Origin of the sequence: Labedella populi, assembly GCF_004078655.1 — a bacterium.
GTDB lineage: Bacteria > Actinomycetota > Actinomycetes > Actinomycetales > Microbacteriaceae > Labedella > Labedella populi.
Window position 1 is genome coordinate 63,277 of record NZ_RZNC01000003.1, and the last position, 21,575, is coordinate 84,851.

Consider the following 21,575-nt stretch of genomic DNA (forward strand, 5'->3'; position numbering starts at 1 on the left):
GCGCCGCGCCGGATAAGCTGGCCCAATGGTTGACAGGATCGCCGTCATTCCCGGGTCCTTCGACCCGGTGACCCTCGGCCACCTCGACGTGATCGAGCGTGCGGCCGGACTCTGGGACGAACTGCACGTCGTCGTCGTGCACAACCCCGACAAGGAGGCGATGCTCCCGATCGCGCAACGCGTCTCGTTGCTCGAGCAGTCGATCGTCGACGCGGGCTTCCCCGGGAACATCGTCGTCGCCTCCTGGAGTATGGGGCTGCTCGTCGACTACTGCACGGACGTGGGAGCACAGGTCCTCGTGAAGGGGATCCGCTCGCAAGTGGACGTCGCGTACGAGACGCCCATGGCCATCGTCAACCGCAACCTCGCGGGAGTCGAGACGGTCTTCCTGTTGCCGGACCCTGCCCACGGCCACGTGTCGAGTTCGCTCGTCCGACAGGTCGCGGCGCTCGGCGGAGACGTGTCGCCGTACGTCCCGTCGGCCGTCGCGAAGCGGATCCAGCGGTCATGACCGACACGAGCACGCACCGGCGAGAACCGAGGACCGACGCACCGCGCGCGCTCACGTTCGACGAGGTGCACGTGCTCGCGAGCCGGATCACCCGCACGATGGAGAGCGTCATCTCCGGAAAGCCAGACGCCGTCCAGATGGCGCTCACGGTCGTGCTGGCCGGTGGTCACCTCCTCCTCGAGGACGTGCCGGGCGTCGGCAAGACGATGCTCGCCCGGGCTCTCGGCACGACGGTCGGCAGTCGTGTCAATCGCATCCAGTTCACTCCGGACCTGCTCCCGTCCGACGTCACAGGCGTCTCGGTGTACAACCAGGTGGAGCGGCGTTTCGAGTTCTCGCCCGGACCGATCTTCGCGAACATCGTCATCGGCGACGAGATCAACCGCGCCTCTCCCAAGACCCAGTCGGCGCTGCTCGAGAGCATGGAGGAGCGGCAGGTCACGGTCGATGGGACGACATACCCCCTCGCGAAGCCGTTCACCGTCGTCGCGACGCAGAACCCCATCGAGATGGAGGGGACGTACGCCCTCCCCGAGGCGCAGCGCGACCGCTTCATGGCGCGCATCTCCATGGGGTATCCGTCGGCGGACGCGGAGGTGTCGATGCTGACGCGGCGCGAGTCGGCGAATCCGCTCGACACGATCACGGCCGTCGTGACGAACGACGAACTCGTCGCGATGATCGACGCGGTGGGATCGGTTTACGTCTCGCCGGCGGTCACGCACTACGCGGTCGAGATCGCGCGCGCCACGCGCTCCCATCCCGATCTCCGCCTCGGCGCGAGTCCGCGTTCGACCCTGCAACTCGTGCGCGCCGCTCGTGCCCTCGCCGTCATCGACGGCTACGAGTTCGTGCTCCCGGACCACGTCGATCGGCTCGTGCGACCGGTGTTCGGTCACCGGCTCGTGGCCACGAGCCGTGCCCTCGGACACTCCGGGGACTCGGAGGCGCTGATCTCCGACCTGCTCGACGACGTCGTGTCGGCGACGCCCGTTCCCGCGATCGCTCCGGCACGGCACTGACCATGCTCGGCCGATCCGTCGTGACACCATCGCGGTCGTGGCGGCTCACTCCGAGGGGATGGGCGATCGTCGTCGTGGCCTTGCTCGTCTTTGCAGCGGCCGTGGTGTCCGACCGGCGCGAGGGCTTCGTGGTGGCCGTCTTCCTCGTGACCCTCCTCGCCGTCGCCGGCGTGTTCGTCGGATTGCGTCGACCTCGCCTCGTGGTCTCCCGGCGGCTGCCGTCCGACTTGCTCGCCGTCGGTGAAGACGTCGACGTCGTGCTCACGGTCGGGACGGACTCGTGGGAACCGTCCATCTCGCGCTGGCGCGATGTCGTCCCGGAGTCCTTCGGAGCGACACCGACCGGTCCGAACTCGGATCCGGCTCGGGCGAGCGACGCCGGTGTCGTCCGCTCCGTCTACTCCGTGCGTCCCCGGCGGCGGGGGGAGTTCGTGCTCGGTCCGCTCGTCGTCACGCAGGCCGACCCGTTCGGACTCGTCGAGGCCGACCGGTCGTCCGACGGACGCAACGCCGTCATGGTGACGCCCCGGGTGTCTCCGCTCGTGCGCTCGGACCTCGTCCGGGCGAGCGGCGAGGGCACTCGTCACGAACACCGGATGTCGAGTCACCCGCGCATCGACGAACTCATCGCCCGCGAGTACCGTTCGGGCGACCCGATGCGCCGCATTCACTGGCGCGCCACGGCGCGTCGCGGCGAGCTCATGGTCCGTCAGGAGGAGCAAGAGGTGGATCCGGCCGTCGTGCTCCTGCTCGACACCGGGGCGTCGCTCGACGGGTCCCCGGCACCGACCCCAACGGTCTTCGAGCAGATGGTGGATCTGGCGGCGTCCATCTCGGCGCACGTCCTCGACGACGGCTTCCGCCTCACGCTCGTCGAATCGACACCGAGAGAAGCGGCCGCCGCCGAACGATTCGAACCGGCGCACGCGGCCGACGTCCTCCGTCGCCTCGCCCTCGTCTCTCCGACCGGGCCGGCGGACGACGATCCCGGGATCGCCGCGGTGAGCCGGGACGTGCTCGATCGGGCCGGCGGAGCGGTACCGTTCGTCGTCCTGCTCGCCGACGCAGGCATCGCGACGGTGCGTCGGCTCGTCCCTCTCGCGCGGCTCGCAGACCCCGCGATCGCCTTCGTGCCGCCGGGAACCGCGTCGGTCGACGGGGCCGAACTCTTGCGCTCGGCGGGGTGGATCGTCGGAGTCGTCGACCCGGAGCGACCCGTGGAGGAGATCTGGAACGACACGATGCTCGTCGATCGGGGCCGGCCGGAGGGGGTGATCTGAATGGACGAGGCCACCGGTGGGTGGAACCGTGCGGATAAGGGCGACGAGCCCGCCCGTGGCGGTCGTTGGTCGACGTCGCTCGCCCTCTCGATCCTGCTGCTGGCCTCCCTGATCCCGCTCGCGGCGGTCGTCGAGGGATCCGGCTGGTGGATCACGGCGGGCGTCGCCATCGCGAGCGTGCTCGTCCCGGCCGGAGTCGTTCGTTCACTCGGCGGCGCCCCATGGCTGGGATCGGTCGTCGGGGCGGTGACGTGGGTACTCGTCCTCGTCGTGCTGTTCGTACCGGATTCCGCGATCCTCGGCATCGTGCCGACGGTCGACACCGTCGCCGCCGTCCAGGAACTGGCGATCGCCGCCGGGCAGTCGATCTACGTGCAGAGCGTGCCCGTCGACCCGGTCACGCCACTGCTGTTCCTTCTGGCCGTCGGGACCGGAGCCGTCGCCGTCCTCGCAGACGTCCTCGCGGTCTCGTTGCGGTCTCCGGCGTTCACCGGCCTCTTCGCCCTCGGGATGCTGGTTCCGCCCTCGATCTTCACGGGTTCCCTCGACATGGTGGCCTACCTGGCCACGGCGGTCGCCTTCCTGTTCGTCTTGCGGTCGGACCGACCGGCGGCCTCGTCGCGTTCCGCGCGTTCCTCGTCACGAGTGGGTGCACTCGCGGTCGGGGCTGCCGCCGTGGCGGTCACGATCGTGGTCGGAACGCTTGTCCCCGGTTTCTCCACCCGCAGCGTCGTGCAGCCGGACGGCCGATCGTCCTTCGGTTCCGGGGTCAGCGCTCTCGCCGACCTCGGACGGGATCTGCTCCGCCCGGGCAACACGCCGCACTTCGCCTACCGGACGACCTCCACGTCGCGCCAGTACCTCCGGTTGCTGACGCTCGACCGTTTCGAGGGCGCCCAGTGGTCCGCGAGCGGTGAGCACCCGACGGTCGCACAGACGGACGGCGAGAGGCTCGCCGTCCCGGGGCTCACGAGCGGGGTGGCGATCGAGGAGGCGACGGTCGACGTCGAGATCACCGGGCTCGTCGGGGACCTCCTCCCGGTCCCGTTCCCCTCCGTCGCGGTCGCCGGCCTCCGCGGCGAGTGGGAATGGGACACCGACGGGCTCACCGTGTCGAGCGGTTCGTCGTCGGTGGAGGGGCAGGAGTACTCCGTCACCGCCTTGGTCATCGAGCCGACCGCCGATCTGCTGCGTGCCGCGCCCGACGACGTCCCGGACGCGGTGGCGCCTTTCCTCGACCTCCCGGACGACGTCCCCGAAACGGTCAGCCGTGTCTTCGACGAGGTGACGGCCGGGTCCGCTACGAGGTACGACGCCGCGTACGCCATTCAGGAGTACCTCAGGACGGAGTTCGCCTACTCCGTCTCGACGCCCATCGATGACGGTTACAACGGGGACGGGTTCGAGGCGATCGCCCAGTTCCTCGAGGCCCGGAGCGGTTACTGCGTCCACTTCGCGTCGGCGATGGCGATCCTCTCCCGAATGGCGGGCATCCCCGCCCGCGTGTCCCTCGGCTACCTGCCCGGCGACCGGGTCGGCTCCGACGACGGCTTCGTCGCCTACCGCGTGGGGAGCAACGACCTGCACTCCTGGCCTGAACTGTACTTCGCGGGAGTGGGTTGGGTGCCCTTCGAGCCGACCCCCGGACGCGGCTCGGTCCCCGCGTACGCCATCGATGCCTCGAACGACTCGGGCACCGACGAGGTGCCCGAGTCGACCGTGAGCCGCGCGCCGAGCGCCACGCCCACACCGACGGCCTCGGACGAGTCCGCGGTCGAGGCCGGGGCCGTCGCGCGCGACGAGCCCTCAGGCCTCCAGACCGGGGGAGTGGCACTCGTGCTCCTCCTCGTGGTGGTCGGGGTCCTCCTGTCGCCGGCGGCCGTGCGGTCGCTGCGCCGTCGGCGGCGCTGGAGGGCGCCCCGTGGGGCGACCGCTCGTGACGCGTGGGACGAGATCGTTGACTCGGCGACGGATCTCGGCTTCGAGGTGAGGGAGGGCGACACGGAGCGGGACCTCGCGAGCCGGCTCCGCAGGCTCTCTCTGCTCGACCCGTCGTCCGCCGACGCTCTCGACCGTGTGCTCGCGGCACGCGAAAGGGAGCGCTACGCGCATGATCTCGGTCCCACTGCGGACGCCCGCCGGCTGCGGCAGGACGTCGACCGAGTGGTCGAGGCCCTGGCGGCGTCGGTGCCCGTCGTCAGCCGGATCCGCGCGGCGCTCGCACCGGCGTCCGTCCTCACTCGCCGCAGTGCGGCGGACGTTCGCCCTGCGCGCACCGGCTGACGGACCCCGTTCGGACGGCCGGCGGTAGAATCAGTGGGTGACTGGACTGCAGAAGACCCCGTACACCATCGGGGTCAGAGACCTCATCAACCGCCCGGGAGAGATGCGCGAGCACTCCTACGACTTCGACGTCCCCGCGCGACTCGGCGAGGGACTCGTCGCGGTGAGAGAGGGCGTCCCGATGCACGCCGAGATCCGTCTCGAGTCCGTGCACGAGGGGATCCTCGTGACGGCCGAAGTGGACACGACGGCCGACGGGGAGTGTGGACGCTGCCTCCGCGAGATCTCCCAGCCTGTCGAAGTCGAGATTCAGGAGCTTTTCGCGTACGCTGGTTCGGAAGCGTCTGAGTACGAGGTTCTCTACGATCATGTCGATCTTGAATCTCTCGTCAGAGATGCAGTGGTGTTGTCACTGCCGTTTCAGCCGGTGTGCACTCCGGATTGCCCTGGTCTCGACCCCGAGACCGGCGAGCGCCTGGAGAGACGACCGGAACCGGAATCCCGTGAAGCATCCGATCCTCGATGGGCTGCGCTCGCGGGTTTCGCCCCCAGACCAGGCTCCGGAACATCGGATGCTGCAGACAAAGAAGAAGGTTGAATCATGGCTGTTCCCAAGCGGAAGCAATCCCGAGCGAACACGCACGCCCGTCGGTCGCAGTGGAAGGCCGAGGTCCCCACGCTCGTGAAGACGGTCGAGAACGGCAAGGTCACCTACAGCCTCCCGCACCGCGCAAAGGTCGTCGAGGACTCCGCCGGCACCCCGCTCTTCCTCGAGTACAAGGGCCGCAAGGTCGCCGACGTCTGATTCCGGCCTCCAGCCGATCAGTTCTTCCGTCATGAGCCACGATGAGCGCGCTTCGCTCATCGTGGCTCTTGGCGTGCCCGTAAGCCCGGACCTCCTCGAACTCGCGCTCACCCATCGCTCGTACGCCTATGAACACGGCGGCGTCCCCCACAACGAGAGGCTCGAGTTCCTCGGCGACTCGGTCCTCGGCCTCGCCGTCACCGAGAAGCTGTACCGCGAGAACCCCGACCTTCCGGAGGGGTCGTTGGCGAAGATGCGCGCGAGCGTCGTGTCGACCGTCGCCCTGGCCGTCGTTGCGCGGGGGATCGATCTCGGTCGCTACCTCCGGTTGGGTCGGGGTGAGGAACTCACGGGCGGACGCGACAAGTCGTCGATCCTCGCGGACACGATGGAGGCGATCTTCGGAGCGGTCTTCCTCGACTCCGGCCCGGAGGTCGCGAAAGCCCTCGTGCTGCGACTGCTCACGCCGCTCATCGGCGAGATCGACCGCTTCGGAGCCACAATGGACCCGAAGACGAGCCTCCAGGAAGCCGCGGCGGCGATCGGCGGTCCGGCGCCCAGCTACACGATCACGAGTTCAGGCCCCGACCATGCGCGGACGTTCGTCGCTCGTGTGTCCGTCGGCGACATCGTCACGGCGGAGGGGACGGGGACGAGCAAGAAGCACGCGGAGATGGCCGCGGCCCTCGCGGCGTGGACAGAACTCGATGCCCGAGCTCCCTGAGGTCGAGGTCGTCAGGGCCGGCCTCGCCCCGGCCGTGACGAGGGCGACCGTGACGGGCGTGGACGTCCTCGACAGGCGATCGCTCCGGCGGCACGTGGGCGCGCCCTTCGAGGGGGACCTCACCGGTCGGACCATCGAGTCCGCGGTGCGCCGCGGAAAGTTCCTCTGGTTCCCGCTCGACGACGGTCGTTCTCTCGTCGCCCACCTCGGGATGAGCGGGCAGATGCTGCTACGGCGCCCGGGGGACACCGACCGATTCACGCGAGTCGCGCTCGGCATCGAGCACCCCGTTCACGGCGAACTGCTCGTCAACTTCGCGGACCAGCGCATCTTCGGAGGGCTCGCGATCGATCCGCTCGTCCCGACGGTCGATGGTCGCCCGGGCGGCCACGCGGGCGACGCGACGGCCGATCCGGTCGTGCCGGAACGTGTCGCCCATATCGCCCGGGATGCGCTCGATCCGCACTTCGACGACCACGCGTTCGACCGGCGGGTCCGGAACAGCCGGAGCGGGATCAAACGCATCCTGCTCGACCAGTCGGCGATTTCGGGCATCGGGAACATCTACGCCGACGAGTCGCTCTGGGCCGCGATGATCGCGCCGGAACAGCCGGGGGTGACGCTCTCGAGCGCACAGGTGGAGCTGCTCCTCGACGAGGTCCGAGCGGTGCTGCGACGCGCCCTCGCCGAGGGCGGAACGAGCTTCGACGCCCAATACGTCAACGTCAACGGTCAGGCCGGGTACTTCGCGCACAGCCTCAACGCCTACGGGCGGCACGGGAAGCCGTGCACGCGTTGCGGTTCCCCGATCGTGCGAGTCGCCTTCGCCAACAGATCCTCCCACTACTGCCCCGTCTGCCAGCCGCTCCGCTGATGCGCTCGGGCGAGCGGTGCCGGCTGATCGAGGCACGACGCGGTCCGTGGTCCTGTCGTCCTTCCGCCGCCCGACGGCCCCCGGACAGCCCGCCAGGATGCGACGGCGCTGGCGTCCCGTCGAGAGGCAGCCGCGAACCCCGCTGCTCGACCGCGTGGGAGGAGGGCGGCAGCGCGGCCGTCCGCTACCGTAGAGCCCAACGATCGCCCGACCCGATCGGCCGAAAGGACCCGTCCGTGTACTTGAAGAGCCTCACTCTCAAGGGCTTCAAGTCGTTCGCGTCCCCCACGACCTTCGCGTTCGAGCAAGGCGTGACGTGCGTCGTCGGCCCCAACGGCTCCGGGAAGTCGAACGTCGTCGATGCCCTCGCCTGGGTCATGGGCGAGCAAGGCGCGAAGACGCTCCGCGGCGGCAAGATGGAGGACGTCATCTTCGCGGGTACCTCGACTCGGGGGCCCCTCGGGCGTGCCGAGGTCACCCTCACGATCGACAACTCCGACGGCGCCCTGCCGATCGAGTACACCGAGGTCACGATCAGTCGAACGCTCTTCCGCAACGGCGGGAGCGAGTACGCCATCAACGGCGAGGGCTGTCGCCTCCTCGACGTTCAAGAACTCCTGTCCGATTCCGGGCTCGGTCGTGAGATGCACGTCATCGTGGGGCAGGGTCAGCTCGACGCCGTGCTGCACGCGAGCCCCGAAGAGCGCCGAGGCTTCATCGAGGAAGCGGCGGGCATCCTCAAACACCGTCGCCGCAAGGAGAAGACGGTCCGGAAGCTCGAGGCGATGCAGACCAACCTCACGCGGTTGAACGACCTGGCGGGGGAGATCCGGCGGCAGCTCAAGCCCCTCGGCCGACAGGCCGAGGTCGCTCGAGAGGCCCAGACGATCGCGGCCGTCGTGCGTGACGCGCGCGCCCGGCTCCTCGCCGACGACGTCGTCGCGCTGCGACGCGAGCTCGACGATTTCTCCCGCAGTGAGTCCGAGCGACACACCGAGCGCATCGTCCTGCAGGAGCAGTTGGAGCAGAAGACCCTGCGCATCGCACGGATCGAACGCGAACAGCAGGGTGATGCGGTCGACGGCGCGCGCCGGACGAGCTTCGCCCTCGAGTCCGTGCAGGAGCGCTTGCGCAGCCTCTACACGCTCGCGAACCAGAAGCTCGCGCTCCTCGGCGCCGAAGCCGAGCCGCACGAGCTGACCGAGGGCGTCAGCTCCGAAGCGGTCGCCGAGGCAGCGGCTCTGGTGCGAGAACTCCAGGACGCGCTCGTCGCCGCTGAGGCGGCCTGGGAACTCGCACGTTCCACGACCGCCGCCGCGCGTGAGCGGCTCGACGCGATCGATGTGGAGATCGCGGCGCAGAGCGCCCTCGTCTCGCGTCACGACCTCGAGATCTCGAAGCTCACGGGCCAGGCCGAGGCAGCGGGGAGCCGGCTCGCGGCCGTGAGGGGCGAGCGCCTCCGGCAGCAGAACGCGATCGATCAGGCTGAGGCCCGCCGCGACGAGGCCGCCGTCGTCTTCGCGCGGATCGAGGACGAGTCTCCGCTACGCGACCTCGGCGAGAGCGGACTCGACGAGGCCTACGAGGTCGCTCAGGGCGAGGTGTTCGAGGCGGAATCGGAGATCGACGGCTTGCGGGAAGCGCTTCACGGCCACGAACGCGAGCGGGACGCCCTCACCGCGCAAGTGCGTGCCCTGACTCGGGCCCTCGAGGTCAAGGACGGAGCCTCCGATCTGATCCGCTCGTCGCTTCCGGGCATCCGCGGCATCGTCGGCGATTCCGTCCAGGTCGCTCCGGGATTCGAAGCGGCGATCGCTGCTGCGCTCGGTCCCACCGCCGATGCCGTGCTCGCCGAGGACCTCGACACCGCCGCTGCTGCGGTCGAGCGCGCCACGGCCGACGACCTCGGTCGTGTCGAGGTGGTCATCGCCGATGCCGTGGCCCCCGCTCCCGAGTGGCCGACCCTCCCCGGGATCACGGCGGCCGCGTCGGTCGTCACGGCTCCCGGCGGAGTGACAGGCCTCCTCGCCTTCGTCGCGATCGCCGACGACCTGGACGCCGCCCGTTCGGCGTCGCCCGTCCTGCGGGGTGCCCGTCTGGGTGGCCCGGTGACGATCGTGACGCGTGGGGGAGCGGTGCTCACGGATTACGTCCTGCGCGGAGGGTCCGGGGGAGAACAGGGTCGCATCGAACTCGTCGCCGAGCGCGACACCGCCGCCGAACGTCTCACCGAGGTCGAACGCCTCATCGACGACGAGCGCTTCGCCCTCGCGGAGCAGCGGGCCGTGGTCGCTGCGGCCAAGGAGCGGTCTCAACTCGCCCTCACCGCTCTGCGCGAGTACGACGCCCAGCTCGCGGCGGAGACCGAGAAGGTCAACCGGGCGCGCGTCCAGGCCGAGGCCTCGTCCGCCGAGTTCGATCGCTTGGTGGTGGCGTTCGAACAGTCGGCCGGCCAGCTCGCGGCAGCGGAGGCGGCCGCCGAGAAGGCGAAGGCCGACCTCGACTCCGCCCGCTCTCGGCCGCGACCCATGCTCGACGTCTCGGCCCGTGACTCCCTCTCCGCGGAGATGGAGCAGGCCCGTGAGCGCGAGATCGAGGCGCGGCTCGAGGTCGAGACGGTGCGCGAACGGATCCGGGCCGAACAGGAGCGGGTCATCGCGCTCGAGCGGCGCCGCGAGGCGGAGCGCCAGGCCGCCGAACAGGCGGCCCGGCGAGCGGTCATCCGACGGCGGCAGATGGAGACGGCCCGGCGCGTGGTCGACGCGCTCCCCGCCGTGTTGTCCTCGCTCGACCGGTCGGTCTCCGAGTCCCGCGTCCTGCTCGCGACGGCCGAGGCGGAACGGGCGAGTCAGAACGACGAGCTCGGTCGTCTCCGCCGCGAGGAGCAGGTGCTCCGCGACCGGTTGCAAGCCATCACCCAGAGCGTGCACGGGCTGGAGCTGCAGATCTACGAGAAGAAGCTCCACCTCTCCGGCCTACTCGAGCGGTCCGGCTCCGAGCTCGGCCTCGTCGAGGACGTCTTGATCGCCGAGTACGGCCCCCACGTACCCGTCCCCGTCGCCGACGCCGAGCCCGGCGCCGACAGCGAGCAGCCGACCGAGCCGTTCGACCGAGCGGAGCAGCAGCGCCGGTTCGAGCTCGCCGAGCGGAAGCTCGCGCAACTCGGGCGGGTGAACCCGCTCGCCCTCGAGGAGTTCGCCGCGCTCGAGCAGCGCCACACGTTCCTCACGGAGCAACTGTCGGACCTCACCAAGACCCGATCGGACCTCGTGACGATCATCGACGAGCTCGACGAGAAGATGCAGGTCATCTTCGAGTCGGCGTTCGAAGACACCCGCGCCGCCTTCGCCGAGGTGTTCCCCATCCTCTTCCCGGGCGGGACGGGAAGCATCCGGTTGACCGACCCGGAGAACCTGCTCACGACGGGCATCGAGGTGAGCGTCAAGCCGGCGGGGAAGAAGATCGAGCGGCTCTCCCTGCTCTCCGGCGGCGAGCGCTCCCTCGCCGCGGTCGCGCTCCTCATCGCCATCTTCAAGGCCCGCCCGAGCCCCTTCTACATCATGGACGAGGTCGAGGCGGCGCTCGACGACGCCAATCTCGGCCGGCTGCTCGCGATATTCGAGGACCTCAGGCAATCGAGTCAGCTCATCGTCATCACGCATCAGAAGCGTACGATGGAGATCGCCGACGCGCTTTACGGCGTATCGATGCGCCAGGACGGGGTCTCGGCCGTCGTCGGTCAGCGGGTCGTCGAGGAGCGCGCGTCCTGATCGCCGTCGCGGCGGGGTCCGGCCCCCGCCGGTAGGCTGAGGTCATGGCAGAACGCACTCCCTGGTCCCTCAGCGGGGCTCTGCGCGGCATGTTCCAGCGCCCCACGATCACCGAGGACACCTGGGACGACCTCGAGACCGCGCTCATCGGTGCCGACTTCGGGCCCGACGTCACCGAGGCGGTCGTCGACGAGCTGCGTGCGAACGTGGAACGCTACCGCACGACGGACCCGCGCGACCTGCAGCGCATGTTGCGCGAGACGATCGAGGAACGGCTGTCGAAGTACGACACGACCCTGCGGCTCACGGAGCGCCCGGCGGTCGTCCTGGTCGTCGGCGTGAACGGCGTCGGGAAGACCACGACGATCGGCAAGTTCTCCCGGTTCCTCGGCACCTACGGGCGCTCCGTCGTCGTCGGTGCCGCCGACACGTTCCGAGCGGCGGCCGTCGACCAGCTCGCCACCTGGGCGGAGCGGGGCGGCGCGCAGATCGTCCGACCGCAGCAGCAGGGTCAGGATCCCGCGTCCGTCGCCTTCCAAACCGTCGAGTTCGCGAAGCGAACGGGGACGGAGATCGTCATCATCGACACGGCCGGCCGCCTGCACACCAAGGGTGGTCTCATGGACGAGCTGACCAAGATCCGGCGGGTCGTCGAGAAACAAGCGCCCATCGCGGAGGTGCTCCTCGTCCTCGACGCCACCACGGGACAGAACGGTCTCGCGCAAGCGCAGGCCTTCATCGAGCACGCCGGCGTCACTGGCCTCGTCGTGACGAAGCTCGACGGCTCGGCCAAGGGCGGTTTCGTGCTCGCCGTTCAGGAGCAGACGGGGATCCCGATCAAGCTCGTCGGCCAGGGTGAGGGCATCGGCGACCTCACCGGTTTCACGCCCCACGTGTTCGCGCAGAAGCTGGTGGGCTGACATGGCGATCGAACACGACTTCTTCGGCATCGTCGAGGCGTCAGGGGACGGCAGCGCGTACTGGTCCGAGAACGTGGAGCTCGGCGATCGTTCCGTCGACGTCTCACTCCTCGCCGACGACGCATCGGATCTGCGTGAGGATGACCTCGACCTCGTGCAGGCGATGATCGTCACCCTGGAGGGGATCGATCGCCAGACGCGAGAGTCGATGGTCGTCGAGCTCGGAGACCGCTCGTCGGTGACCGTCGCCTACGTCGACGCTCTCGTGGAGGAATTGGGCGAGTCGATCCACGACGTTCTCGCCGTCTCGTCCGGGGACCTGCCCATCGACATCCTGCGCTCACTGCTCGTCACGCGAGTGGAGTTCCGCCCCCTCTCACGAGGCGACGACGACGTCTTCGCCGTCTTCGAATACACCCTCGGCGAGGACCTCAGCGAGGAATACCTCGTCGCCTCCCTGAATCGCAGTGGGGAAATGGTGGACACGGAGATCCAGGGCTGAGCGAGCGGTTAAACTGGAGGTCTCATGGCTACCTTTGGAAATCTCTCCGACCGCCTCGCGGACACGTTCAAGAACCTCCGCAAGAAGGGGTCGCTGTCGGCTTCGGACGTCGACGGCACGGTCCGCGAAATCCGTCGAGCACTGCTCGAGGCCGACGTCGCGTTCGACGTCGTGAAGGACTTCACCGGGCGCGTGCGTGAGCGCGCTCTCGGTGACGAGGTCAACAAGGCGCTCAATCCGGCCCAGCAGGTCGTCCAGATCGTCAACGAGGAACTCGTGGGCATCCTGGGCGGCCAGCAGCGCCGACTCGAGTTCGCGAAGACCCCGCCGACCGTCATCATGCTCGCCGGGCTCCAGGGAGCGGGGAAGACGACGCTCGCCGGCAAACTCGCGAAGTGGCTCGCGAAGGACGGTCACACGCCGCTCCTCGTCGCCGCCGACCTCCAGCGGCCCAACGCGGTGACGCAGCTCTCCGTCGTGGCCGAGCAGGCCGGCGTCGCGGTCTTCGCTCCGGAGCCCGGTAACGGAGTCGGCAACCCCGTCAAGGTCGCGAAGGACGGCGTCGCCTACGCGCGCTCCCGCCAGTACGACACGGTCATCGTCGACACGGCCGGCCGACTCGGCGTCGACGCCGAGCTCATGAAGCAAGCGGCCAACATCCGGAAGGCCGTCGACCCGGACGAGGTGCTCTTCGTCATCGACGCCATGATCGGTCAGGACGCCGTCAACACGGCCAAGGCCTTCCAGGACGGCGTCGATTTCACCGGTGTCGTGCTGTCGAAGCTCGACGGTGACGCCCGCGGTGGTGCGGCCCTGTCCGTCGCCTCGGTCACCGGCCGACCCATCATCTTCGCGTCCACGGGAGAAGGGCTCGACGACTTCGAGCCGTTCCACCCCGACCGGATGGCGTCCCGGATCCTCGACCTCGGTGACATCCTCACTCTCATCGAGCAAGCGCAGCAGGCCTTCGACGAGGAGGAGGCGCGGAAGGTCGCGGAGAAGTTCGCGACGGACACGTTCACGCTCGAAGACTTCCTGAAGCAGATGCAGCAACTGCGGAACATGGGATCGATCAAGAAGATGATCGGCATGCTCCCCGGTGCGGGGGCGATGCGCGAGCAGCTCGACTCCTTCGACGAGCGCGAGATCGTCCGGACGGAAGCGATCATCCAGTCCATGACGCCGGCGGAGCGCCGCAACGCGAAGCTGCTCAACGGTTCACGTCGCTTGCGCATCGCACGCGGAGCCGGCACGACGGTGACAGAGGTCAATCAGCTCGTCCAGCGATTCGAGCAGGCCGCGAAGATGATGAAGACGGTCGCGCGTGGCGGGGTCCCGCAGATGCCCGGCATGGGCCCGATCCCCGGAGCCCACGGGGGCGCGTCCCGCAAGCAGGTCGCGAAGTCCAAGAAGAAGGGCGGCTCGCGCTCGGGGAATCCCGCGAAGAGGGCCGCCGAGAACTCGGGCGCCGGTGCGACCGGCGGCGGCACCGTGCCAGCGGGAACGGGCTTCGGCCTCGGGCTCGGAGGCGGCGCCCCGGCGAAGGACGGGCCGTCGGAGGACGAGCTCGCGGCACTGCAGAAGTTCCTCGGACGGGGCTGAGCGACGTTGGTCGCCGTCAGACCGTGATGCCGTGGCGCAACTCGTGCGCGAGTGAGCGGACGACCGCCGTCAGGTCGCCGTTGTTCACCGCGGCGACGCGGCGCTGGCGCTGGTAGCTGGCGCCCGCGTCGAGGATGTCGCCGATCGAGGCGAGTTCCGCCGCGCAGCCGAGTCGCTCGGCGGTGGGGGCGAGCGTCACCATCAGGCGTCGGAGGTCGTCGGTCACGAGCGACTCCGCTCCGTCGGCCCCGACGATGAGCTCGGCGTCGAGACCGTATCGCGCCGCGCGCCACTTGTTCTCGCGGACGTACCAGGGCGCGAGCGTCACGGGGGAGTCGCCTCGGTCGATCGCCGTCGACACGAACTCGGTGAGGCAGTGGATGAGAGCGGCGATCGCGCCGAACTCCGTCGTGGTCGAAGTGCTGTCGCACGCACGGAATTCGAGGGTGCCCCAGCGGGGTGCCGGGCGGATGTCCCAGCGCACCTCGGTCACGTCGTCGACCACGCCGGTGCGCGTCATGTCGTCGACGTACGTCTCGAACTCCTCCCAATCATCGAGCTGGTAGGGGAGGCCGGCGGTCGGCAATTGCTGGAACATGAGCGCGCGGTTCGAGGGGTAGCCGGTGTCGACGCCGGCCCAGAACGGGCTCGACGACGACAATGCTTGGACGTGTGGGGACCACGTCAACAGGCCGTCGAGGAGGGGGATGACCTTGGCGCGATCCTCCACCCCCACGTGGGTGTGCACGCCCCAGATCATCATGTTGCGCCCCCACCACTGCGTGCGGTCGATGAGTTTGTGGTAGCGCGGCTTGTCCGTGATCGGCTGATCGAACCACTGGCCGAAGGGGTGGGAGCCGCTCGCGATGAGTTCGACACCGAGGGGGTCGATGATCTCGCGAACCTCATCGATCTGCTGCTCGAGGTCGCGGATCGCGGAGGGGACGTCGTGGTGGACGTCGCTCACGAGTTCGACCGTGTTGAGGAGCAGCTCGCCGGTGATCTTCGGGTGCTCGCTGCCGTCCGCCCGACGGAGCCGCTCGAGGACCTCGTGCGCGATCGAGCGGAGCTCACCCGACTGCGCGTCGACGAGAGCGAGCTCCCACTCGAGACCGATCGTCGAGCGTTCCGACGGCGAGAAGTCGATCTGCACGTCGTGCCCCTTCCGTTCCATGGGCTGGCGTCGTAGCCATCCTTCCACGGCGGTCCGCGGGATGGAGGCTGATCGCGGCGTGGGTCGCGCGAGGTCGGGGCGGCGACGCAGATTAGGACGAGCGGGCGGCTCATGACAGAATAGAGAGTTGGATGCGTCGCGCCCGACCCTCTATCAGGTCCGACCGCGTCCCCTCGAGCTCATGCCGAGTGTGCCCCCACGCTCACGGCGGCAGTTCACAAGACAACTCATACACATCAGGAGCATTGTGTCCGTCAAGATCCGTCTCAAGCGCCTCGGTAAGATCCGCGCGCCCTACTACCGCATCGTCGTCGCCGACTCGCGCACCAAGCGCGACGGCCGCGTCATCGAAGAGATCGGCAAGTACCACCCCACGGAAGAGCCCTCGCTCATCGAGATCGACTCCGAGCGTGCGCAGTACTGGCTCTCCGTCGGCGCCCAGCCGACCGAGCAGGTCGCCGCTCTCCTCAAGCTCACGGGTGACTGGGGCAAGCACAAGGGCGACAAGGACGCCGTCTCCACCGTCAAGACGCGCGAGGCCAAGGTCGCGTTCGTCGCCGACGAGAAGAAGAAGCCCGTCCTGAAGCCCAAGGCCGAGCCGAAGGCCGCTCCCGTCGAGGCTTCCGCTGAGGCCGAGGCGTCCGACACGGACGCTGCCGACGCAGACAAGGCCTGACGTTGCTCGGACCCGCGCTCGAACACCTCGTGAAGGGGATCGTCGACAACCCCGACGACGTCCGCGTGGTCGAACAGAACACCGCACGCGGCGAGGTCCTCGAGGTTCACGTGAACCCCGAGGACCTCGGTCGCGTGATCGGTCGTTCCGGTCGCACGGCGAAGGCCCTCCGCACCCTCATCACGGCTCTCGCCGATGGGCGACGCGTGCGCGTCGACGTCGTCGACACCGACGCCTGACGTGGTGGCTGCAAGCAGGAAGACCGAACTGCGCGTCGGTCGGCTCACGAAGGCGCACGGCCTCAAAGGCGCCCTCAAGGTCGAGATGTACACGGACGACCCCGCGTCGCGCTTCACCCCGGGGGCCGTCTTCACCCTGCAGGTCCCGGACGACTCGCCATGGGCTGGAAAGACCGTCGAACTCGCGGAGCTGCGCTGGTACAACCAGCAGCCCGTGGCCTTCTTCGTCGGTATCGAGGACCGGACGGCGGCCGAGACGCTCGTGAAGGCGATCCTCTGGGTCTCCCTCGACCCGGACGCACTCCCCGAGGAGGAGGACGCCTGGTACGACCACCAACTCGTGGGGCTGAGCGTCGTCCGCGACGGCCACGAGGTCGGTCGCGTCGCACGGGTCGACCACTTCCCCGCCCAGGACCTGCTCATCGTGTCGACCGGGAGCGGCGAGGTGATGGTGCCGTTCGTAACGGCGATCGTGCCGTCCGTCGACGTCGTATCGGGCGTCGTCACGATCACGCCTCCGGAAGGTCTCTTCGAACTGACTGCGGACGCTGACGATCCTGAGACGTCGCGTGACGTCGTCGCAGACGCAGACGCAGACGCCGACACGACGGACGCCGACACGACGGACGCCGACACGACGGACGCCGACACGACGGACGCCGACACGACGGCCGATGCCTCGGCCGAGAAGCCCGCCGACGAGTCCTGAGGTCTGCCCCCGTGCGCTTCGACGTCGTCACGATCTTCCCCGAGTTCTTCGACACCCTCGACATCTCGCTCCTCGGTCGCGCCCGTCGTGGCGGGACGGTGTCCTGGTCGATCCACGACCTGCGCGGCCACACCCACGACCGGCACCGCACCGTCGACGACACCCCGTACGGCGGCGGCGCTGGCATGGTCATGCGGCCGGAGCCGTGGGGGGAGGCCCTCGACGGCATCCTCGAGGGCGCGGACGACCCGCTCGTGATATTCCCCTCGCCCGCCGGCGACGTCTTCACGCAGTCCATGGCGCGCGAGTTGAGCGCGGAGAGCCATCTCGTCTTCGGGTGCGGGCGCTACGAGGGCATCGATCAACGGGTCGTCGACCACACGGCGGCGCGAGCGCGCACGCGGCTCGTGAGCATCGGTGACTACGTGCTCAACGGGGGAGAGGTCGCCGTCGTGGCGATGCTCGAGGCGATCGTCCGCCTCGTGCCGGGCGTCGTCGGCAACCCCGAGAGTCTCGTCGAGGAGTCCCACGAGGACGGTCTCCTCGAATACCCCTCCTACACGAAGCCGCAGGAATGGCGGGGGATGACCGTTCCCGACGTGCTGCTGAGCGGCAACCACCGCGCCATCGCCGAGTGGCGTCACCAGGCGAGTGTCGAGCGCACCCGTCGCGTGCGTCCCGATCTGCTTCCTCCCGAGTAGCGAACCGCCGGCCAGGTCCGAGCGAGGCCCGGCGCGCTCGTGGGGGCTACCCGCTCGCTGAGATCAGCCGCGCTCGGTGACGATCAGGCCCGAGCGGTGAGGATGATCGGGCCGTCCTCGGTGATCGCGATCGTGTGCTCCATGTGGGCCCCGCGCGAGCCGTCGGTGCTGCGGAGGGTCCAGCCGTCCTTGTCCGTCACGATCTCGTCGGTCGACTGCAGGAACCACGGTTCGATGGCGATGACGAGCCCGGGGCGCAGCGGGTAGCCGCGGCCGGCGCGGCCGTCGTTCGGGATGTGCGGGTCGCCGTGCATCGTGCGTCCGACGCCGTGTCCGCCGAAGTCGGTGTTGATCGAGTAACCCGCCGCAGTCGCCACGGCGGAGATGGCAGCCGAGATGTCGCCCACTTTCGCCCCCGAGGTCGCCGCCGCGATACCCGCCTCGAGTGCGCGCGTCGTGACCTCGATGAGCCGGACGTCTTCGGGGCGCTTCTTGCCGACGATCACGCTCACCGCGGAATCGGCCACCCAGCCGTCGACGGCGGCGGCGAAGTCGAGGCTGACGAGGTCACCGTCGCGCAAGCGGTAGTTGTGGGGGAGACCGTGGAGGACCGCGTCGTTCACGGATGTGCAGAGGACCTTGCCGAAGGGCATCGCGCCGAAGGACGGATGGTAGTCGATGTAACTCGAGACCGCTCCGCGATCACGGATCATGTCGTGGGCGAGAGCGTCGAGCTCCAGGAGGTTGACGCCGACGGCCGCTTCGGACGAGACCCTCGTCAGCACCTCGGCGACGAAACGCCCGGCGGGCCGCATCTCCTCGATCTCGGCGGGTGTACGCAGTTCGATCATCATTCCTCCTGGTCACATTCTCGCAGGCTCCGGCGCGGGTTCCGCGCACAGCCGCCGTTCCGAGAACTCCCAGCGGCGGATCCTAGGATTCAGTCATGGTGCTCCGCCGCGCGTTCTACTACTGGCAATTCGTCGCCGCGCTCGTGCTGCCGCTCTGGCTCTTCGTCGGGTGGGGCTTCTCGAGCGGCAGCGGTTGGTCGTTCGTCGGCCTGCTCGTCCTCGCGCCCATCCTCTTCGTCTTCATGCTCGTCGTCAGCGTCGTCGTGTACATGCGCTCGAGTGTCCGTCGGGCGAACGCGGTCTCGTGGTGGGACGTCGGAGTGATCGGGGCGTGGCATGCGTCGATCGTCGCTTTCGGCTTCTTCGCCGACGGCAACTCGGCGATCGCGGTGCTCGGCGTGGCCCTCGCCCTCGCATCGTTCTGGTCCGCTGCGTGGCAACTCGTGTCGGAGACCCGGGCCAAGGCCCGCGAGGCTCTCCGCGAATTCGAACAGATGACATCGCGACCGGAGCGTCCGCGACCCCCGGTCGTCGACGGCGGTGTGTACATCGTCACCGAGTCGCGCGACGACCGCATCCCGTGATCCTTTTGCGGTCGGGCGTGTCGCCGTGCCACAATAGACGATTGTGCCGCGCACGGGTTCTGCCCCTGGGGAATCCCGCGTTCTGATGCGGCGCACCCCATCGTTGACAACCGAATGCGCGATCGACCAGAGGCGGTCGCAGAGAGTGAATCATCATGCACATCCTCGACTCCGTCGATGCAGCATCCCTGAAGTCGGATATCCCCGACTTCCGCGCCGGCGACACCGTCAAGGTGCACGTGAACATCATCGAGGGCAACCGCTCGCGTATCCAGGTGTTCCAGGGCGTCGTCATCGGGCGCTCCGGCGAGGGCGTCCGCGAGACCTTCACGGTCCGCAAGGTCAGCTTCCAGGTCGGCGTCGAGCGCACCTTCCCGGTGCACTCCCCGAACATCGACCACATCGAGGTCGTCACCCGCGGTGACGTGCGTCGCGCGAAGCTCTACTACCTCCGCGACCTGCGTGGCAAGAAGGCGAAGATCAAGGAGAAGCGCGACGCCTGATCGCGTCCGCTGACGCCCCGCGCGTCGTCTCCACGGAGCTCCCCCCGGTTATGCTGGTGGGGAGCTCCGGGCGGTTAAATGACAGACAACACTCTCTCGGTGGACGACACGTCCACCCGGCCGAGGCGTACTCAGCAGCGTAAGCGCGGCGCGTTGTACTTCCTCCGCGATCTGCTCGTGATCTTCGTGGTCGCGCTGCTCGTCTCCTTCCTCGTGAAGACGTTCCTCATCCGCTCGTTCTACATCCCGTCCGGCTCGATGCAGAACACCCTCCAGATCGACGACCGGATCATCGTCAACCAGCTCGTGCCCGAAGTCGTGCCGCTCTCGCGCGGCGACGTCATCGTCTTCCGTGATCCGGGGGGATGGCTCGAGGGCACGCCCGAACCTGCGCAACCGGCGATCGTCGAGGCGATCGACTGGACGCTCGGTCTCGTGGGGCTGACCTCTCCGGACAGCGACGAGCATCTCATCAAGCGGCTCATCGGACTCCCCGGTGACCACGTCGTCTGCTGCAACACTCTCGGACAGTTGAGCGTCAACGGCGTTCCGCTCGACGAGCCGTACGTCGTGAAGCCCGACCCGTCGTCACCGGTCTCCGCCGACGACTTCGACGTCGTCGTGCCCGCCGACTCCCTCTGGGTCATGGGCGACAACCGGTACAACTCGAAGGATTCGCGGTACAACACCGAGACCCCCGGGGGCGGGTACGTCCCCGTCGACGACGTGGTAGGCCGCGCCTTCGTCGTGAGCTGGCCCCTCGCCCACTGGTCCTGGCTCGACGATTACCCGGACGTCTTCGACGCCGTTCCGGAGCCCGCCGACCGATGAGGGTGGATCGATGATGGCCGTCGTCCTGCCGCACCTCGACGTGGAACGCGACCTCTGGGCCCGCGGGTCACACGTCGTCATCGGGATCGACGAAGTCGGTCGTGGGGCCATCGCAGGACCCGTCGCGGTCGGTGTCGCGGCCATCGACGTCTCCTGCTCGGTCATCCCCGATGGAGTGCGCGACTCCAAGCTTCTGAGCGAGAAGCGGCGGGAGCAACTCGAGCCGATCGTGATCGAGTGGGCGGTCGCCACCGCCGTCGGCTTCGCCGAGGCGCACGAGATCGACGAACTCGGGATCATGCGGTGCCTCGGCCTCGCCGGTAAGCGGGCCCTCACCTCCCTCCACGAGCAGGGCGTCGATGTGCGCACCAGTACGCTGCTCCTCGACGGCAACCACGACTACCTGAGCACGTCGTTGTCGACGCCGCTCCACATCGTCACGAGGGTGAAGGCCGATCGGGACTGCGGCTCGGTCGCCGCTGCCTCGGTCGTTGCGAAAGTCGCGCGGGATCGCGTGATGATCGCGCGCCACGCCGAGCATCCGGACTACGGGTGGGCCGGCAACAAGGGTTACGGGAGCTCCTCCCACCTGGAGGCGATCGGGAGCGTTGGAGCGACGGCGCATCACCGTCGTACCTGGCTGCACGCGACCGCCTAGGATGGGATCGATGGACGACGAAGAGATCGAAGACTACGACAGGGAAGTCGAACTCGCGCTGTACCGAGAGTACCGAGACATCGTGGGGCAGTTCGCCTATGTGATCGAGACGGAACGCCGCTTCTACCTCGCGAACGAGGTCGAGTTCGTCCGTCGCGACACCGAGCACGACTTCTACTTCGAGATCACGATGCGCGACGTCTGGGTGTGGGACGTCTACCGGTCCGACCGGTTCGTGAAGTCCGTGCGTGTGCTGACGTTCAAGGACGTCAACATCGAGGAGCTCTCAAGCCGTGACTTCGAGCTGCCGAAGGAACTCGCGCTCGACGAGTAGGCGTGGTCCGTCGTCCACAGGC

The 21,575-nt window shown here is 68.7% G+C and carries 23 protein-coding genes; 21 read left to right on the forward strand and 2 right to left on the reverse strand.

All coding sequences use genetic code 11. From position 1 onward, the window contains the following. Positions 1-25: 25 nt before the first annotated feature. The 12 genes from coaD (at position 26) to ffh (ending at position 14,293) form a co-directional block, all read left to right on the forward strand. Positions 26-511, forward strand: coding sequence for a pantetheine-phosphate adenylyltransferase (gene coaD, locus ELQ92_RS08805; protein WP_128498632.1), 486 nt, complete (start codon positions 26-28; stop codon positions 509-511). Further along, the gene (locus tag ELQ92_RS08810; RefSeq protein ID WP_128498633.1) at positions 508-1,533 is read left to right on the forward strand and encodes an AAA family ATPase; all 1,026 of its coding nucleotides are present in this window, start codon (positions 508-510) and stop codon (positions 1,531-1,533) included. Before coaD ends, ELQ92_RS08810 begins: the two co-directional genes overlap by 4 nt. Positions 1,534-1,535: 2 nt before the next feature. Continuing rightward, positions 1,536-2,813: a DUF58 domain-containing protein gene (locus ELQ92_RS08815; RefSeq protein ID WP_128498634.1), complete on the forward strand. Its 1,278-nt coding sequence runs from the start codon at positions 1,536-1,538 to the stop codon at positions 2,811-2,813. Then, positions 2,814-5,096 carry a transglutaminase TgpA family protein gene (locus tag ELQ92_RS08820; RefSeq protein ID WP_128498635.1) on the forward strand — a complete coding sequence of 761 codons (2,283 nt, stop codon included), beginning with the start codon at positions 2,814-2,816 and terminating at the stop codon, positions 5,094-5,096. Positions 5,097-5,133: 37 nt separating this feature from the next. Continuing rightward, positions 5,134-5,694, forward strand: a complete 561-nt coding sequence (locus ELQ92_RS08825; RefSeq protein ID WP_424979932.1) for a YceD family protein — start codon at positions 5,134-5,136, stop codon at positions 5,692-5,694. Positions 5,695-5,697: 3 nt separating this feature from the next. Then, positions 5,698-5,901, forward strand: coding sequence for a 50S ribosomal protein L32 (gene rpmF / locus ELQ92_RS08830; protein WP_106564619.1), 204 nt, complete (start codon positions 5,698-5,700; stop codon positions 5,899-5,901). A gap of 31 nt (positions 5,902-5,932) precedes the next feature. Then, positions 5,933-6,625, forward strand: a complete 693-nt coding sequence (gene rnc, locus ELQ92_RS08835; protein ID WP_128498636.1) for a ribonuclease III — start codon at positions 5,933-5,935, stop codon at positions 6,623-6,625. Further along, a complete protein-coding gene (gene mutM / locus ELQ92_RS08840; protein ID WP_128498637.1) occupies positions 6,609-7,499 on the forward strand; it encodes a bifunctional DNA-formamidopyrimidine glycosylase/DNA-(apurinic or apyrimidinic site) lyase in 891 nt (296 codons plus the stop codon). The genes rnc and mutM overlap by 17 nt, the downstream gene beginning before the upstream one ends. Positions 7,500-7,735: 236 nt before the next feature. Further along, a complete protein-coding gene (gene smc, locus ELQ92_RS08845) occupies positions 7,736-11,269 on the forward strand; it encodes a chromosome segregation protein SMC (RefSeq protein WP_128498638.1) in 3,534 nt (1,177 codons plus the stop codon). Between the two features lie 44 nt (positions 11,270-11,313). Continuing rightward, entirely contained in the window at positions 11,314-12,189 is an 876-nt protein-coding gene (gene ftsY / locus ELQ92_RS08850) for a signal recognition particle-docking protein FtsY (RefSeq protein ID WP_128498639.1), read from the forward strand. A gap of 1 nt (position 12,190) precedes the next feature. After that, a complete protein-coding gene (locus tag ELQ92_RS08855) occupies positions 12,191-12,691 on the forward strand; it encodes a DUF2004 domain-containing protein (protein ID WP_128498640.1) in 501 nt (166 codons plus the stop codon). A 24-nt stretch (positions 12,692-12,715) separates the two neighbouring features. Further along, positions 12,716-14,293, forward strand: a complete 1,578-nt coding sequence (gene ffh / locus ELQ92_RS08860) for a signal recognition particle protein (RefSeq protein WP_128498641.1) — start codon at positions 12,716-12,718, stop codon at positions 14,291-14,293. Between the two features lie 16 nt (positions 14,294-14,309). On the opposite strand, the gene ELQ92_RS08865 is transcribed toward ffh, so the two are convergent. Beyond that, positions 14,310-15,446: a glutamate--cysteine ligase gene (locus ELQ92_RS08865; RefSeq protein ID WP_128498642.1), complete on the reverse strand. Its 1,137-nt coding sequence runs from the start codon at positions 15,444-15,446 to the stop codon at positions 14,310-14,312. Positions 15,447-15,714: 268 nt separating this feature from the next. Here ELQ92_RS08865 and rpsP point away from each other — a divergent pair, with 268 nt between their 5' ends. From rpsP to trmD, 4 genes are read left to right on the forward strand one after another with little or no spacing between them, the layout of a single operon-like run. Further along, complete coding sequence (gene rpsP, locus ELQ92_RS08870; RefSeq protein WP_128498643.1) at positions 15,715-16,143, forward strand: 30S ribosomal protein S16; 429 nt, start codon at positions 15,715-15,717, stop codon at positions 16,141-16,143. Positions 16,144-16,145: 2 nt separating this feature from the next. Beyond that, a complete protein-coding gene (locus ELQ92_RS08875) occupies positions 16,146-16,382 on the forward strand; it encodes an RNA-binding protein (RefSeq protein WP_106564607.1) in 237 nt (78 codons plus the stop codon). Next, positions 16,339-17,091: a ribosome maturation factor RimM gene (rimM, locus tag ELQ92_RS08880; protein ID WP_128498644.1), complete on the forward strand. Its 753-nt coding sequence runs from the start codon at positions 16,339-16,341 to the stop codon at positions 17,089-17,091. Before ELQ92_RS08875 ends, rimM begins: the two co-directional genes overlap by 44 nt. An 11-nt stretch (positions 17,092-17,102) precedes the next feature. Continuing rightward, positions 17,103-17,792, forward strand: a complete 690-nt coding sequence (trmD, locus tag ELQ92_RS08885) for a tRNA (guanosine(37)-N1)-methyltransferase TrmD (protein ID WP_128498645.1) — start codon at positions 17,103-17,105, stop codon at positions 17,790-17,792. Between the two features lie 83 nt (positions 17,793-17,875). Here the strand turns inward: trmD and map are convergent, their stop codons facing one another. After that, the gene (gene map / locus ELQ92_RS08890) at positions 17,876-18,643 is read right to left on the reverse strand and encodes a type I methionyl aminopeptidase (RefSeq protein ID WP_128498646.1); all 768 of its coding nucleotides are present in this window, start codon (positions 18,641-18,643) and stop codon (positions 17,876-17,878) included. Positions 18,644-18,738: 95 nt separating this feature from the next. On the opposite strand from map, the gene ELQ92_RS08895 reads away from it, so the two are divergent. From ELQ92_RS08895 to ELQ92_RS08915, 5 genes are all read left to right on the forward strand, one after another. Beyond that, positions 18,739-19,227, forward strand: a complete 489-nt coding sequence (locus ELQ92_RS08895) for a hypothetical protein (RefSeq protein WP_128498647.1) — start codon at positions 18,739-18,741, stop codon at positions 19,225-19,227. A 155-nt stretch (positions 19,228-19,382) separates the two neighbouring features. Next, positions 19,383-19,730, forward strand: coding sequence for a 50S ribosomal protein L19 (rplS, locus tag ELQ92_RS08900; protein WP_128494677.1), 348 nt, complete (start codon positions 19,383-19,385; stop codon positions 19,728-19,730). Positions 19,731-19,808: 78 nt separating this feature from the next. Continuing rightward, positions 19,809-20,561, forward strand: a complete 753-nt coding sequence (lepB, locus tag ELQ92_RS08905) for a signal peptidase I (protein WP_128498648.1) — start codon at positions 19,809-19,811, stop codon at positions 20,559-20,561. A gap of 13 nt (positions 20,562-20,574) precedes the next feature. Further along, positions 20,575-21,219 carry a ribonuclease HII gene (locus ELQ92_RS08910; RefSeq protein WP_128499085.1) on the forward strand — a complete coding sequence of 215 codons (645 nt, stop codon included), beginning with the start codon at positions 20,575-20,577 and terminating at the stop codon, positions 21,217-21,219. A 10-nt stretch (positions 21,220-21,229) separates the two neighbouring features. After that, complete coding sequence (locus tag ELQ92_RS08915) at positions 21,230-21,553, forward strand: DUF2469 domain-containing protein (RefSeq protein ID WP_128494674.1); 324 nt, start codon at positions 21,230-21,232, stop codon at positions 21,551-21,553. Positions 21,554-21,575: the final 22 nt, after the last annotated feature.